The organism is Massilia forsythiae (assembly GCF_012849555.1).
Classification (GTDB): domain Bacteria; phylum Pseudomonadota; class Gammaproteobacteria; order Burkholderiales; family Burkholderiaceae_D; genus Telluria; species Telluria forsythiae.
Genome location: NZ_CP051685.1, coordinates 5703279 through 5718059, shown reverse-complemented (window position 1 = coordinate 5718059; position 14781 = coordinate 5703279). Strand labels below are relative to the sequence as shown.

The 14781-nt window shown below is 76.1% G+C and carries 9 protein-coding genes; 7 read left to right on the top strand and 2 right to left on the bottom strand.

What is annotated here, in order from left to right:
* Window positions 1-60 precede the first annotated feature (60 nt).
* Together HH212_RS23910 and HH212_RS23905 are read right to left on the bottom strand one after the other, a co-directional pair.
* Complete coding sequence (locus HH212_RS23910) at window positions 61-564, bottom strand: YXWGXW repeat-containing protein (protein ID WP_170204765.1); 504 nt, start codon at window positions 562-564, stop codon at window positions 61-63.
* A 222-nt stretch (window positions 565-786) separates the two neighbouring features.
* Complete coding sequence (locus HH212_RS23905) at window positions 787-1038, bottom strand: hypothetical protein (RefSeq protein ID WP_170204764.1); 252 nt, start codon at window positions 1036-1038, stop codon at window positions 787-789.
* Between the two features lie 213 nt (window positions 1039-1251).
* On the opposite strand from HH212_RS23905, the gene HH212_RS23900 reads away from it, so the two are divergent.
* The 7 genes from HH212_RS23900 (at window position 1252) to HH212_RS27515 (ending at window position 14710) form a co-directional block, all read left to right on the top strand.
* Window positions 1252-4806 carry a penicillin-binding transpeptidase domain-containing protein gene (locus HH212_RS23900; RefSeq protein WP_229217438.1) on the top strand — a complete coding sequence of 1185 codons (3555 nt, stop codon included), beginning with the start codon at window positions 1252-1254 and terminating at the stop codon, window positions 4804-4806.
* A 104-nt stretch (window positions 4807-4910) separates the two neighbouring features.
* Window positions 4911-6299, top strand: coding sequence for a hypothetical protein (locus HH212_RS23895; RefSeq protein WP_170204763.1), 1389 nt, complete (start codon window positions 4911-4913; stop codon window positions 6297-6299).
* On the top strand, window positions 6296-6958 hold the full coding sequence (locus HH212_RS23890; protein WP_170204762.1) for a hypothetical protein: 663 nt from the start codon (window positions 6296-6298) through the stop codon (window positions 6956-6958). Before HH212_RS23895 ends, HH212_RS23890 begins: the two co-directional genes overlap by 4 nt.
* A complete protein-coding gene (locus HH212_RS23885) occupies window positions 6955-8199 on the top strand; it encodes a hypothetical protein (RefSeq protein ID WP_211172405.1) in 1245 nt (414 codons plus the stop codon). The genes HH212_RS23890 and HH212_RS23885 overlap by 4 nt, the downstream gene beginning before the upstream one ends.
* On the top strand, window positions 8196-9218 hold the full coding sequence (locus tag HH212_RS23880; RefSeq protein ID WP_170204761.1) for a hypothetical protein: 1023 nt from the start codon (window positions 8196-8198) through the stop codon (window positions 9216-9218). The genes HH212_RS23885 and HH212_RS23880 overlap by 4 nt, the downstream gene beginning before the upstream one ends.
* A 72-nt stretch (window positions 9219-9290) precedes the next feature.
* Window positions 9291-11525 carry a coiled-coil domain-containing protein gene (locus HH212_RS23875; RefSeq protein ID WP_170204760.1) on the top strand — a complete coding sequence of 745 codons (2235 nt, stop codon included), beginning with the start codon at window positions 9291-9293 and terminating at the stop codon, window positions 11523-11525.
* The gene (locus tag HH212_RS27515) at window positions 11525-14710 is read left to right on the top strand and encodes a bifunctional serine/threonine-protein kinase/formylglycine-generating enzyme family protein (RefSeq protein WP_229217437.1); all 3186 of its coding nucleotides are present in this window, start codon (window positions 11525-11527) and stop codon (window positions 14708-14710) included. Before HH212_RS23875 ends, HH212_RS27515 begins: the two co-directional genes overlap by 1 nt.
* Window positions 14711-14781 lie beyond the last annotated feature (71 nt).

The window sequence follows — 14781 nt, the reverse complement described above, 5'->3', positions numbered from 1 at the left end:
CACGAAGCGGCGCTGCCGGCCTGCCCGCGTTGCCGCGGGCCGGTAAGGCGGGATCGGGGATCAACGCCGGTACGGATTGTCCGGGCGGTGATCGTAGCGGTTGGGCACGCCGTCGCCGTCGCGGTCGTGGCGGTCCGGGCCGCCGTCGCGCCAGCCATGCGGGCGATCATGGCGGTCCGGACCGTGTCCATCCCAGCGGCCGGGGCCGCCGCGGTACTCGTAGCGGTCGGGGATGCCGTCGCGGTTGCGGTCGCGGCCGTACGGGGTCCAGCGCGCCGGTTCCATGTACCAGCCGCCGTTGCGGGCGTACCAGGACGGGGCGCTGTAGACGTAGCCGGGACGCTCGGCGATCCAGTAGCCGCGCGCCCAGGTGTGGCGGCGGCCGTTCCATTCCCAGTGGCCCGGCGCCCATACGTAGCCGTGGCGCGGCGCCGGGATGCGCTCGACCAGCGGCGCCGGCGGCGCGGTGTCGATGAACAGGTTGACCTGGCCGGCGGCCAGCGAAGGCAGCGGTGCGGTGGCGGCGCCGAGGGCGATCAGTGCGGCAAGAGTAAGCGATTTCATGTTCTGTCTCCAGTTCCAGTCCGAACAGCGGATGGAGGAACTATAGCGCCGCACGCTGCCGTACGGGGCGCCTGAAGCAGATCCTTACATTTGAAACAGAATGTGGTAGGGCGCTTGTGGGCCGGGCGAAACGGCTGCCATGCGTCTTGCGCGGCCGGCTTGACCGGTGCGCCGGACGCCGCGCATGTGGCGTCCGGCCGGGGCAGGGCAAGCTCGTCGACATCAGATCGGCTGGCCGGCGCGTTCGCGCGCCAGCGACGCCTGTTTCTCGGCCGCGGTCATGCGCTTGGCGCTGACGTGTACCACCGCCATCGGCACCGCCGCGGCGGCAGGCTGCGCGGCCTGGACAAGCGCAGCGCCGGCCGGCGCCACGCGGGCCTGGGCTTCCGGGATGGCGTCGACCGCGACGCTTGCGGCGCCGGCCACGCTCAGGACGACGAGAAAGGCGGCTTCCATGTGCTTGACGATGTTCATGACCTTGGCTCCTGTGGGTGATCGGGGTGTCGATGGAGTCACTGTAGCCAAGGCGTTGCGGGCCTTCCAGCGGCGTGCGACAGGCAGCGCGAAACGCGGGATGAACTGCGCAAAAGACGCCTCCGGACAGGCGGCCGGCCCTGTATGCCGGCAGCGCTTTTTCCTTCCCCCCGCTAGGGCCTGCCACGAGCGAGAACGCGGGGGAACGGGACCATGATCGGAGCGGTATTCGAAGCGCTGGCGGCTAGCCGCACGCGCCGGCGGCGCGCGCGCAACTTGCGCGCGGGCGTACGCGCGGCAGGCGCAACACGCGTGGCGGCCGCGCCGGTGTCGCGGATGGATCGCGCGCTGCTCGTTCGGCCGTCACGGATGCCGCCCTTCGCCGCGGCGCTTGCGTGGCCGGGTGCGCGGCTGCACGCCGCGCTGCTTGCATGGCGCGCGTCCTGGCCGCGCAGCGGCGCCGCCGTCACGCTGCGCCGTCCCGGACCGCTGGCCGTGCTCGCCGTCGCCGCCATCGCGCTGGCGGCCGCGGGCGCCTGGACCATCGCCGTCCACGCGCGCTGGCTGGACGCCGCCGCGCTCGAATCGATGGCCCCCGACGGCGGCCTGGCCGCGCTGCAGCCGCTGCTGCCCGGCGCCGCCTTCGACGTGCCGTCCGGCCCCGCCGTGCGGCTGGAGCGGCGCGGCGGCGCGGCGCTGCTGGTGCTGTCCGGCCTGCGTCCCGAGCCGGCCCGGCGCATCGACCTGTGTAGCCAGCTGGCCGACCCGGGCGGCGGGCGCCTGCTGACGCTGCGCATCGGCGAGCGCTTCGAGGATGTGGCGGCGCTGGCCGCGCGGCGTGCCGCGGCCGGCACCCCGCTCGCGCTGCGTAACGTCGTGCTGGCCGACGAAGCGATGCCGCGCATCGAGATCGGTGGCGCGGTGGCCGGGCGCGGCATGGCGAACGCCGCGCTGCCGGACGCGGCCGGCGCCGGCGCCGTGCTTGGCGCGCCGCCGTTGATGCTGCGCTGGCAGGGCGACGCCCGCTGGATCGGCGATGGCGGCGCTGCGGCGCCGGCCGGCGGCAGCGGCACGGCGGCCCTGCACGGCCAGGGCTGGCTGCTGTGGGGCGGCACGCGCGCGCTGCGCGTGCTGCGCCGGCCCAGCGCCGCCTGTGCGCAGACGGGCGAGCTGGTGCTGCAGCTGTACCGTCCGGCGCCGGGGGCGGCGCAAGGGGTGGCGCAAACGGCGGCGCCAGCGGCGGCGCAGCGGGCGCTGGTCGCCGCCTTTGCGCTCGGGACCGACTTTGCGCCCGGCGCTGCCGGCTCGGCCGGGAGCGCGCCCGGCCCGGCCGAGATCCGCCTGGCGCCGGGCAGCTACCGCGTGCCGCAAGCCGCGCCGGCGCGGCTGGAAGACCGCCAGCTGTTCGAGCAGTTGCGCGCGCATGGATTGGTGCGGCTCGGCGCGGGTGGCCTGGCCGAGCTGGCGCCGCCCGACCTGTTCGCCTGGCGCGCTGCCGGGCCGACCGCCTGGGACGACGTGGTCCTCGACGACGAGGCGCGGCGCCTGCTGCAGCACGTGTACGGGCGCGCCGACGGCGACTACGTGCGCGAGCAGCTGCGCATCTTCAACGGCGAACGGCGCCTGCTGGCCTGGCGCGTGCAGGACGCCGCGCCGGCGGATGCCGGCGCGGCCGGTGCGGACGCCGTGGCGGCGCTTGCCGCGACGCCGCTTGCGGCCGGCGCCATGGCCGCCGCAGGGATGCCAGCTTTGCCATGGCGCGCCGACGCCGGCGGCATGCCCGCGCCGCTGGCGCACGACATGCCGGCCGCGGCCGCGCGCCTGTTCGCGCGCCTGCCGCAGGGCTGGACCCCATGGCAGCGCATCGGCGCCTGGCCGGCGGGACGCAGCGCCACGCTGCGCCTGCCGCTGGCGGCGCCGGCGCAGGGTGGCGAGCGCCTGCGCCTGATGCTGGCCGGGCGCCTGCTGGACGTGCGCGGCGCCCTGCTGGCCGCCGCGCCGGTTCCCGCCTGCAGCGGCCGCGCCTGCCGTACGCCGGACCAGGTGCAGGTGCTCGACCTGCGCCTGGCGCCGGGCGCGCGCGAACTGGCGCTGGATGCTGCCTCGCTCGGCCTGGATGCGCTGGCCATGCCCGGCGATGCGCGCTACCGCCACCTGGCGCTCGAACATGGCCGCCTGGCCTGGCAGGCGCTGCCCGCACACGCCGGCGCACCGGCAGCCGCGCCGCAGTCGCCGGTCCCGGCGGCGCCGGCGCTGCGCCTGGAAGACCGCAGCGGCGCGCCGCTGTGGCGCGACGGCGCACCGGTCGACGCCGCCCGCGGCGCCGGCCTGGCCGCGCTGCTGGGCGTGCACGCGGGCCAGCAATCGGGCCTGGCCGGGATGCTCGGCCGCCTGCCCGGCGGCGCGCACCGGGCGCGCCTCACCATCGACCTCGACCTGCAGCGCGCGGCGCAGGCAGCGCTCGACTGCATCGGCTTGCGCCGCGGCCGCTGGGAAGGCGGCGCCTGCAGCGGCGCGCAGGCGGCGCCGGACGGGCGCCAGGCCGGCCTGGTGCTGCTGGACGCCGAGACCGGCGACATCCTGGCGGCGGCCGGCAGCGGCGGCGCGGACCTGGACCGGCTCGACGGCGCCCGCTGGCGCGAGCTGCGCGACTTCGACCGCGCCGACCCGGCCGCCAGTCCGCTGCGCCTGCCGGCCTGGCAGCACGACGGCGGCGCCGAGCGCAGCCCCGGCTCGACCTTCAAGATCGTCAGCGCGCTCGGGCTGGAACGGGCGGCGCGCGCCGACCGCAGCCTGGATGCGCTGCTGGACGGCCTGCCGCTGCCCGCGATCAACGCCCTGGCGCGCGCGCGCGGCTTCGATTTCCGTACCGACGCGCCGTCCTATCCCGCCGCTGCCGGCAAGGCCGCGGCGCGCATCACCAACTTCCGCGACCAGGGCCTGGACCGGCGCGCCCAGGACGGCCGCCTCGGCCTGTCCCAGGCGCTGACCTACAGCCTGAACACTTGGTTCGCCTGGACCGGCGAACTGGCCGACCGCAGCCTGCTGGGCCTGCCCAGCGGCGGCGTGCCCGACCTGCAGCCGCTGGCGCCGGGCGCGCTGGACGACGTTCGTCCGATCGTGGCGATGGCGCGCCGCCTCGGCTTCGGCCAGGCGCTGCGCCTGGACGGCGGCCTGCTGCCGGACGACTATACGTGGTCGGCGTGGGACGCGCTGCAGGCGACGCCGGCCGCCATCGACCCGGTCCACACGCGCCACGAACTGCGCCAGATGGCGATCGGGCTGCGCATGCAGGCGACGCCGCTGCAGATGGCGCTGGCGGCGGCGGCGGTCGGGCAGGGCGCGGTGGTGCGGCCGCGCCTGCTGGCCGACCTGGACGGGCGGGCGGCCGTCGATGCACCGCAACAGCCGCTCGGCGTGCGCCTGGACCGCGTGCGCGCCGGCCTGAAGGGCGTGGTCGACAGCGGCACCGCCGCCGGCGCGTTCGGCAGCCCCGGCGGCGCCGGCATGGAGGCGATCCGCCGCGGCCTGTCCGGCAAGACCGGCACGGCGCCGGTCGGCGACGGCAGGCTGGCCACGGTCTGGTTCACCGGCTGGCTGGAACCGCACAGCGTGCCGGGCCAGGCGCACCGGCTGGCGCTGGCGCTGTTCGTCAGCCGTTCCGAGGCCACCGGCGGCGAGCATGCGGCGCCGGTGGCGGCGGCGCTGCTGCGCCACCTGGCCGCGCGTGGCGCGCAGAAAACGCAAGCGCACCAAGCGCCGAAATAAAGGGTAAAAGCGCGCCATCAGCGCGCCTTGGCGGTATGGTTCTGTGGCATGATTTGCTTCGGTCCGGCAAATCGCGGGCCATTGGACACGTCGACGAGGAAGGTATGCGCTTGCCGGGAACCCGGTACCAGGAGCCGGGATGGGAAGAAGTGCGCAAATTGCTGGGGCAATGCTCGCTCGCGGCCCTGCGCGCCGGCGCGCCGGCGCACCCGGACAGCGATCCCCAGGCGCGCGCTGACGCGCTGGAGCGCTACGTGGAGGCGATGGCCGCCGCCCTGCATGCGCTGCGGCGCACGGCGCGCGCGCAGGCGCCCGGCAACGCCTACGGCGACAGCGTGTTCGAGCTGGCCCTGAGCCTGTTGTTCGAATTGCAGGCACGCCCGGCCGACTGGCACGCGCTGTGCGAGGCGCTGGACGGGGTCGACCGCGGCGGCGCCGACGATGGCCTGCTGCGCAAGAAGGTCAACGACATGTACGCGCTGCTGCGCGACCGCGTCGACGCCGACAATTACCAGGCCGCCTGCGGCCGTCCCTGCAGCGCCAACCGCATGTACGCCTACCGCATGCTGGACACGGCCTACGGCGAGATCGCGCGCCTGTTCGCCGATTGGGAACGGCACCGCGACCAGGTCGGCGCCATCCTCGGACGCGAACTGGCCGGCGTGCCGATCGAGGTGCGCCAGCTGCGCGGCATCGGCGGCTGCCGGCCCGAATGGGTGCTGCGCTGGAGCGCCACGCGCGCGCGTTTCGGCCCCGGGCCGGGGCCGCTGCACACGCGTTCCAAGCGCTTCGCCAGCCTCAAGGACCAGCCGGAGCGGATCGGCGCCATGCTGGCCGAGATCGGCGAGTACCAGGTCCTGTCGGACAACCGCGACCGGGACTGGTTGCAGGACCTGGACGACGCGGCGGTGTGGATGGAAGATTACTGGCGCGTGCTGCAGGAGTCGGTCGACGCCGCCGTGCCGGGGCCGGACCGCATCCTGGAAGCGCGCCAGGATGCGCTCGATGCGGATGCGTGCGATGCGGATGCGCGCGATCCGGCCGCGGCCGGCGTGGATCCGGACGATGCGCAGGCGGACTGCGCGGCGCAGGACGGCCTTGGTGCGGCAGGCGATGGCCAGGCGCTCGCCGCCGCCGCCCGCCTGGAAGCGATCGCGCTGGCGGTTGCGCTGCCCCCCGGCTACATGCAGGCGGCGGCGCATGCCGAGGAAGCCGGCGGCTGGGTGGCGCGCGCATTGCGCGACGCCGGCCTGCCGGTGCGGCTGGCGGTGTACGCGCGCGTGCTGGGGGCGGCCGACGACGCCTATCCGGACGCGTGGCGCGATCCGGCCAGCGGCGAACTGCCGACCATGCGCCAGCTGGCGGCGCTGGCGCAGGTGTCGCTGCCGACGCTGCGCAAGCGCCGCGACGCCGCCATCGACAAGCTCGTGGCGATCGAACGGCCGGCAGCCATCGAACAACCGGGCGCTGCGCCCATCAGGAGAAGCGGATGAATACCAGGAACACCGGCGGCGCCGACCAGGCGGCGCACCAGCTGCAGCGCCGGCTGGGCGAGCGCGCGCTGCTCGGGCGGCGCGTCGAGGGCGACCGCCTGGCGCTGGCCGACGCCACGCTGCTGGCGGCGCTCGACGGCAGCCGTCCCCTGACGGCCGGCGAGCGCGCCGCGCTGCAGGCGTCGCCGCTGACGGCGCGCCGCCTGCGCCAGCTGGCGCTGGAGCGGCGCGCACGCTCCGCCGCCGATGCAAACGGTGCCGATGCGAACGGCGCCGGCAGCGTCGTACGCGAGGCGGCCGGCGGCTGGCGCGGCAGCCGCGGCATGCTGCGCGCGGCCAGCAGCGGCGCCGTGGCCGCGCTGGCCACCGACGACGGCTGCTGGACCCTGCACCTGCTGCGCCAGGAGGGCGCCTGGCGCGCCATCCTGCAATTGTCGGCGGATGCGCCGTTCGCGGCGCAGCTGCTGGCGGCGCGCACGCCGCTGCGCGTCTGCGACGGCGCCGGCGCCGTACTCCTGCAGGGCTGCCTGGACGACGACGGCGAGTGCGAAGCCGCCTGGCCGTTCGCCGCGGCGCCCGGTGCCCACCTGCAGGCGCACGGCGCCGGGTTCAGCGTGGAGCCCTGCAGCGCGGCGCCGTCCGCTCGGGAGCCATCGTGAAACTCGACGCCGGCGCCATGCTGGGCATGCTGTTCCGGCGCGCCGCGCCGCCCGCCGGCGCGTGCGCGCTGGGCACCAGCGTGGTGGCGCTGCCGCTGCGCAGCGGCTGCACGGCGCCGCCGGGCTGTCCGGTGGTGATCATCGACGCCAAGGGCGCCACCCGGCGCGCCCCCGATCCGCGCCGTCCCGCCGTGCGCGAGGGCGAGCTGGCCTGCGTGTTCCATCCGGGGCCGTACACGGTCGACATCGTGCCGTTCGCGCAGGCGCCGGAAATCGGCCTGCGCACCACCTTCGCCGTCGACGCTGCCGATCCGCAGGCGGCGCACCAGCGCTTCGACCTGTACCTGTCCAGTGAAGTGCCGGAGCGCCTGGAACTGGCGGCGCTGGCGGAGGGCATGCAGGCCACCCTGCAGCGCGAACTGGCGCACGGCGGCCTGGAACTGCCGCCATGCGCCGGCATCGAGGAGTGGAACGTATTCCGCCTCGGCCTGAACCAGCTGCTCTACATGCGCTACGGCGTCACCGTGGACGATTGCGTGCCGGTCGACCTGGGTGCGACGCGCGACTACGCCCAGGACCTGTGCGCGCGCGCGGCGGCGCAGCCGGCCGCCAGCCTGGCCGTGCCGGCGGACGCAGCGGCAAGCGCGGTGCCGGGCGGGGCGGCGCTGGCGGATCCGGGCGCCGCTGCGCCGGGCGGCGCCGCGGCGCCGGTGTACGGCGGCGCGCGCCGGCCGGCATCGGCTGCCCTGGCCGGCGCCGACGACGCGGCGCTGCGCGACGCGCGCGCGTTGCGGCGCCTGTTCCTGGAACTGCCGTGCCTGATGTGCGGCCTGCGCCTGGCGGCGCTGCCGGTGTGCCCGGAACAGTTCCGCCGCCAGCAGGCGCTGCTGCAGCGCATGGACTTGCTCAGCGTCGGCGCCGCCAGCATGCCGGCATTCTCCCTGGCCACGCCGGGCCAGGCGCTGGCGATCGAGCAGCGCCTGCGCCGCGTGCGCCACAGCCAGCGCGCCTGCGCGTCGCTGGACGACGCCTGGGCGCTGCTGGCGCGCATGAAGGAGGCGCCGGCGGCGCTGGCGCGGCACCGGCTGGCGGCCTTGTACGACGAAGCCGAGCGCATCGTCGCCAACCTGGAAACCGATTGCGCCGGCCGCCGCGCGGCCCAGCCGCCCGCCGAGGGCGAAGAGCGCGCGATGGAACGCGGCGCGGCCGACGCCGGCAGTGCGCAAGGCGGCGCCGCATGAGCCCGGCGCCGACGACGGCCGCGTGCCGCAGCCTGCTGCCCGACGGTGCCGTGCTGACGGTCAGCGCGGTGCGCCGCCCGCGCGACGGCCGCGCCGAGGTCAAATCCGCGGCCTGCGGCGACGCCGCCCTGGCCGCGCGCATGACAGAGACCGTGCGCCTGGCGCGCCACACCGAGACCCGCTTCGACAGCCGCGACCAGGTCGTGCTCAGCCTCGACCGCGCGCCGCCGGCCGGCTGGCGCGACTGGGAGCTGGCGGCGGTGCTGGCCGACCGCATGGTGCGCGGCCTGTGGCGCCCGAACGGCACGCCGCTCGCCAACGGCTGGTCGGATACCTGGCAGCTGGGGCGCGTGGACGGCCACGCCATCGACGACAGCGTGGTGGCGGCGGAGGTGCTGCTGGGCGGGCCCGGCGCGCTGGCGCACCTGGGCATGCTGGACGGCCATCCGGATCCGGGCGCGGCGGTGTCGAGCGCGCGCGCCTGGTTCCCGCTGCACAGCGGCGGCGCCGGGGACAGCCTGTGCTGGGTCGAGGTCGGCCTGCATCCGCTGGCGGCCGGGGCGGCCGGGGCGGCCGAGGAAGAAGAGCAGACCATCGCCGTGCCCGGCCAGGACGCGGCGCGCCAGGCCGCGGTGCGCCAGGCGCTGGCCGGCGCGCGCCAGTTCGATGGGCGCGGCCTGGGCCGCTGGCGCACCACGGTGCGCTTCGGCGGCCAGCCGTTCCAGGGCCGTTCGTTCGAGCTGGCGCTGGTGCTGGCCGACCGCATCGCGCGTGGACGCGAGTTCGTGCCGCGCGCGCGCCTGATCGCCAGCGGCTGTTCCGACGCCTGGCACACGGGCCGGGTCGACACGGTGGAAGCGATCGACGCCAAGTGCGCGCTGCTGCTGCGCGAAGCCGGCGCGGGCGACCGCATCCTGCTGCCGCAGGCATGGCAGGATGCGTTGCCGGCCGGGTTCGCGGAGGGCGTGCGCGCGCTGGGCGCCAGCGTGGCCTGCGTGGCGCGGATCGGGATCATTTAGGCGGGATCATGCAAGCGGAATCGTGCGAGCAGATTCGGTTGTACAAGGAGTGGGTGATACAAGGAGTGGGTGATGTTGAAGATGTTCGGATTCGGCGGCGCGGCCTGCCCGCGCTGCGCGCATAAGAACGCGGGCGAAGACGGCTATTGCGCCGGCTGCGGCCTGATGCTGGGCGCGCCGCGCCATGCGCCGGTGCTGGTCGACAACCGCTGGATGCCCGGCCCCGACGAACTGGCCGTGTTCTTCGGCGTGCGCGACCTGGCCGGCCTGTTCGTCAAGGTGCTGCGCGTGCCGGCCACCGCGCGCGCCTTCATCCTGCAGGGCGGCGAGGCTACCGAGGTGCAGCAGGGTGAATACGAGATCGAGGGCTTCTTCACGCGCCTGAACCATTTGCTGCGCGACCAGCACGCCGAGATCCTGGTCACCAGGAGCGGCGCGCTGCCGGTGGAATTCGCCTTCGACGACCTGGCCAGCAGCGAGCACCTGCAGCTGGCGGCGCGCGTGACGCTGTCGCTGCGCATCGAGAACGTGCCGGCCTTTGCGCGCCATTTCATGACCATGCCCGGCACCATCGGCGCGGCCCAGCTGCGCGAACTGCTGCAGGCGCCGCTGCGCCAGCTGGCGGCGGAATTCAGCGCCGCGCGCTCGCTGCGCGACATGGCCGGCAACGCCGAGCTGCGCCCCCAGCTCGACCAGCACCTGCAGGGCGGCCTGGCGCTGCTGCTGGCGCAGTACGGGCTGGCGGTGGCGCGGGTCGATACGCTGGCGCTGCGCCACGACAAGTTCGACGCCAACCGCGCCCGCATCGGCAGCCTGTGGCTGGCCGCCGACGAGCAGCGCGTGGCGCGCGAGCATGCGCGCCACCTGGACGAGCTGTACGGCGAGGAGGAATGGCAGCGCATCCGGCGCGCGGAGCAGGACGTGCGGCTGGATTACCGGCGCGCCCAGTTGCGCCAGGAGAGCGCGCTCGAGCGCGCCGAACTATCGCTGGAGAATGCCGAGCGCGCCCATGCGGTGCGCGCGCGCGAGATCGAGCTGTACGGGCGCATCGTCGAATCGCGCACGCGCAAGCAGGCGATCGAGCGCGGCGCGGTCGACGTGGTCAGGGAAATCGAGCACGAGCTGGGCGAGAAACGCGGCGCGCGGCTGGACGAGCAGGGCCAGTGGGAGCACCTGCGCGCCGTGGCCGGCATCCGCATGCGCACCGAGCTCGAGGTGGCGCAGCAGGATACGCTGGAAGCGCGCACGGTGGCGCGCCAGCGCTTTTCGCACGCGCTGGTGCAGCAGCAGATCCGCAACAAGATCGAGCAGGCGCAGGCGATCGAGGATGCCGCGCAGCGGCGCAGCGAACTGGCGCGCCTGCGCGAGGCGGAGCAGGCCGGCGCGCTGCAGGCGCGCGCCATCGACGACGAGGAACACGCGGCGCGCCTGAAGCTGCTGCAGCTGGCCCATCGGGCGCGCGCGCGCGAAGCCGAGCGCGTGCTGGAGTGGGAAGAGACGCAGTTCGGCGCGCGCCTGCGCGAAGCGGCGCGCGGCGAATCGGTGGAAGCCGAGTTCACGCGCCAGAAGCTGGACGAGCTGCGCCGCGCCGGCGGCCGCGCCGATGCCGTGGCCCAGCGCGACAAGCTGCTGCTGACCATCGAGCTCGATGCCGAACAGGCGCGCCGGGAGCAGGCTCTGCAGCTGGACGCGGAAGAAAAGCGCGCTGCGCTGCGCGCGGCCGAGCGCGAAGCCGCCTGGCAGCAGGAGCTGCGCGTGCTGGCGCAGCAGGCCGGGCGCCAGGAAGCCGCGCATGCCCAGGCGCTCGAGCTGGCGCGCCTGGAGCTGGCGCGCGCCGAAGCGCTGGGTGCGATGGACGACGGCGCCCGCGTGGCGCTGGCGCCGGCCGCCAACGCGGCCCTGCTGGCGGACGTGATGAAGGCGCGCGTGCACGCCGGCATGAGCGCCGAGCAGCTGGGCGGACTGGCCGGCGTGGCCGCCGCCGCGCTGCCCGGCGCCGAGGCGCTGGAGGCGGCCAGGCAGAAAGCGGACGCGGCGCGCGCCGACGAGCGCGGCCAGCGCGCGCGGGACGCCGACAGCGAGCGGCGCCACCAGCTCGACCTGCTGGCGCTGCACAACGGCGCCGGCCGGCCGGTCGCCGCCGCCGGAGTGCCGGCCGCCGGAGCGCCGGCCGCAGTGTCGCCGGCCGCCGGATCGTCGGCCGCAGTGTCGCCGGCACCAGCAGCGCCGGCCTGCACGCATGCGCAGGCCGGCCCGGCCGACCGCTTCTGCGCGGCCTGCGGCGCGTCCCTGGCGGCCCGGGGCTGATGCAGACGGCGCACGACAAGCTGCGCGAACTGCGCGCGCTGCACGAGGACGGACTGCTCAGCCGCGAGGAATTCGACAGCCGCAGGAACGCGATCCTGGACGCCGCCTACCCGGCGCCGGCGGAGGCGGACGCGCCCGGCGCGGCGCAGGCGGCGCCGGCCGCGGCGCACGACGGGCGCGCCGGCACCGAACTGGGCCTGATGCGCGGCCAGGAAGTCGGCCCGTTCGGGCGCCGCTACCGGCTGGAGCGCCTGATCGCCCAGGGCGGCATGGGCCAGGTGTGGCAGGCCACCGACCTGGCCACCGATGCCGAGCTCGGACACAGCGCCCGCGTCGCGCTGAAGATACTGCCGCCGCAGCTGACCGCGAACGGCGCCCATGCGCGCCTGCTGCTCGAGGAAGCGGCGCGCGCCCGCGCGCTGGCGCACGAGCACATCGTGCGCGTCTACGACTGGGCCCAGGACCCGGCCACCGCCAGCCACTTCATCATCATGGAATGCCTGGAAGGCGAAGACCTGGACCACCTGCTGGCGCGCGAGGCAAGCCTGGGCCTGGAACGCACGCTGGCGCTGCTGGCGCCGGTGGCCGAGGCGCTCGACTACGCCTGGGAGCGGCACCGCCTGGTGCACCGCGACATCAAGCCGGCCAACGTCTTCGTGACCACGGCGGGCGAGGTCAAGCTGCTCGACTTCGGCATCGCCGCACGCGCGCTGGCCGGTGTGTCCGGTGCGCCGGACGCGGCGCTGGAAGCCCCGCCCAGCTCCGGCACCGCCGGCTACCGCGCGCCCGAGGCCGGCCGCACCGCCGCGGTCCCGGCGCCGGCGCTGGACGTGTACGCGGTGGCGGTGATGATCTACCGGATGCTGGCCGGCAGGCTGCCGTTCGCGCCGCGCCGGCGGCCGGACGACAGCGCCGAACGGCCGCCGGCGCTGGACGACGCCGGCTGGGCGGCGCTGCAGGCCGGCTTCGCCTTCGCGCCGGACGCGCGTCCGGCCAGCGTCGGCGCCTTGCTGGCGCGGCTGGCGCACGGCGGCAGCGCCGCAGCCGGGGGCGCTGCTGCTTCTGCCGCTGCTGCTACTTCTGCTGCCGACTCTGCCGATGCCGGCGGAGCGCCGGGCGACGCTGCGCCGCAGGCCGATACCCGTGCCGCACCGCAGGCCGGCGCCGCCGCCGCGCCGGCGCCGCCTGGGGTGGTCGTGGTGTCGGTGCAGGTCGATGCCGGCGGCGATTGCCAGCCGGACGCGCCCGACACGCCCCCGGCTGCGGACGTGTTGTTGAACGTGCTGCGCGAACAGCTGGTGCGCGACAGCGCCCAGGAATCGCTGGCGCAGCTGGCCGGAGCGGAGACCGCGGCCGCCGCGCTGCCCGCGGGCGCCGAGCCGCCGCAACGCGCGCTGTCGCCGGCGCGCGCGCAGCAAACGCATGCCGGCGCGGAACGCCCGCGCGCACCGGATCGGCAAGGCGCGGACGAGCCGCAAGCCGTGCAGGCGCCCGCGGCCGGGCGGGATGGCGGGCGCGGACGGGCGCAGGGCAGCGGGCATGAGGGGGAGCAGCAGGAGCGGGAGCGCGGGAAGGAGCAGGCGCCCACGCAGGACCAGCGGCCCACTCAGGAACAGCAGAGCAGGCAGGAACAGCAGCCCGCGCAGGACCAGCGGCCCACGCAGGACCGGCAGCGCACGCAGGAGCGGGAACCCACGCAGGAGCGGAAACCCACGCAGGAGCGGGAGCCCACGCAGGAGCCGGGCGATGGGCGGGAGCAGGAGCGGCAGCAGGAAGAGCAGGTCCGCCAGCGCGCGCAGGCGCTGGCGCGCCAGGTGGCGCAGGATGCCGCGGCGCGCGCGGCGGCCGCTGCCGCCAAGGCCGTCCTCGACCGCCAGCGGCGCGAGCAGGAACGCGCGGCGCGCGAGGCCGCCGAGGAAGCGCGCAGCGCACGCAAGGACGTGCTGCGGCGCCAGCTTGCCGAGCGCCGCGCCCTCGACGCGGAACAGGCGCGCCTGGCGCAGGAAGAGGCGCTGCGCAAGGCGGCGCAGGCCAGGGCCGCGGCGGCGCAGGCGGCCGCCCGCCGCGAGCGCGCCGGCCCGGCAGCGCCGGCCGGCGCGCAACTGCCGCAAGCCGCGCAACTGCCGCAAGCCGCGCAACTGCCGCAAGCCGCGCAACCGCCGCAAGCCACGCAACCGCTGGAAGCCGCGCAACCGCCTCGACCCCGTATCTCCGGTCCGGACCGAGCCACGGCGCCGGCCGCGCCCGCCGATCCCGCGGCCGGCGCCACGCACGCGGCGCCGGTATCCGCCGCACAGGCCGTGCCCGCCGCGCGCGCGCAAGCGGCAGCCGCGGCTGCTGCGGCCCCCGCGCCGCGCCCGCCGCCCGCCATCCTGCGCGACGCCTTCGCGGACGGCGCCGGCAACGGCCCGGATCTGGTGCCGCTGCCGCCGGGACGCTTCCAGATGGGCGCCTCCGACCAGGAACACCGCACCGCGATGGCGGCCGGCTCGCGCCCCGGCTGGCTGGCGCGCGAACTGCCGCGCCACTGGGTCGGCGTCGAGCGCCCGGTGGCGCTGGGACGCTTCCCGGTGACGGTGGACGAATGGCGCATGTTCGCGCGCGCCACCGGCTGGCGCCCGAGCGGCGAAGTCGACTGGGAGGCGCCGGGTTTCGTCCAGGCCGGACGCCATCCGGTGGTCGGGGTCAACTGGTTCGACGCGGTGGCCTACACCTGCTGGCTGTCCACCGCCACCGGCCGCCGCTACCGCCTGCCCAGCGAGGCCGAATGGGAATACGCCTGCCGCGCCGGCACCCGCACCGCGTTCAGCTGCGGCGACACGATCGACACCGGCCAGGCCAACTACGACGGCAGCTTCACCTACAACGGCGGCCCGCGCGGCGAATTCCGGCGCGGCACCACGCCGGTCGACGCCTTTCCGGCCAACCCCTGGGGCCTGTGCGACATGCACGGCAACGTGTGGGAATGGGTGCAGGACGCGGTGCACGACAACTACGAGGGCGCGCCGGCGGACGGCAGCGCCTGGGAGGCGGGCGGCGCGGCGGGCGGCGATCCGGCGCGCCGCATCCTGCGCGGCGGCTCCTGGCTGTACAACCCGCGCTACCTGCGCTCGGCGCTGCGCAACGGCTTTTCCGCCGCGCTGTCGAACGACATCGTCGGTTTCCGCGTGGCGCGCGAACTGTAACACGCAAAAAAACCGGCGCGCCCGGGTGGGTGCGCCGGTCTGCGGCGGGGGGGCGGCGGGCGCCGTGTGCG

Excerpts from the sequence above, each read along its gene's own strand:
- HH212_RS23910 (WP_170204765.1), bottom strand. The coding sequence starts at position 564 with ATGAAATCGCTTACTCTTGCCGCACTGATCGCCCTCGGCGCCGCCACC.
- HH212_RS23905 (WP_170204764.1), bottom strand. The coding sequence starts at position 1,038 with ATGAACATCGTCAAGCACATGGAAGCCGCCTTTCTCGTCGTCCTGAGC.
- HH212_RS23900 (WP_229217438.1), top strand. The coding sequence starts at position 1,252 with ATGATCGGAGCGGTATTCGAAGCGCTGGCGGCTAGCCGCACGCGCCGG.
- HH212_RS23895 (WP_170204763.1), top strand. The coding sequence starts at position 4,911 with ATGCGCTTGCCGGGAACCCGGTACCAGGAGCCGGGATGGGAAGAAGTG.
- HH212_RS23890 (WP_170204762.1), top strand. The coding sequence starts at position 6,296 with ATGAATACCAGGAACACCGGCGGCGCCGACCAGGCGGCGCACCAGCTG.
- HH212_RS23880 (WP_170204761.1), top strand. The coding sequence starts at position 8,196 with ATGAGCCCGGCGCCGACGACGGCCGCGTGCCGCAGCCTGCTGCCCGAC.
- HH212_RS23875 (WP_170204760.1), top strand. The coding sequence starts at position 9,291 with ATGTTGAAGATGTTCGGATTCGGCGGCGCGGCCTGCCCGCGCTGCGCG.
- HH212_RS27515 (WP_229217437.1), top strand. The coding sequence starts at position 11,525 with ATGCAGACGGCGCACGACAAGCTGCGCGAACTGCGCGCGCTGCACGAG.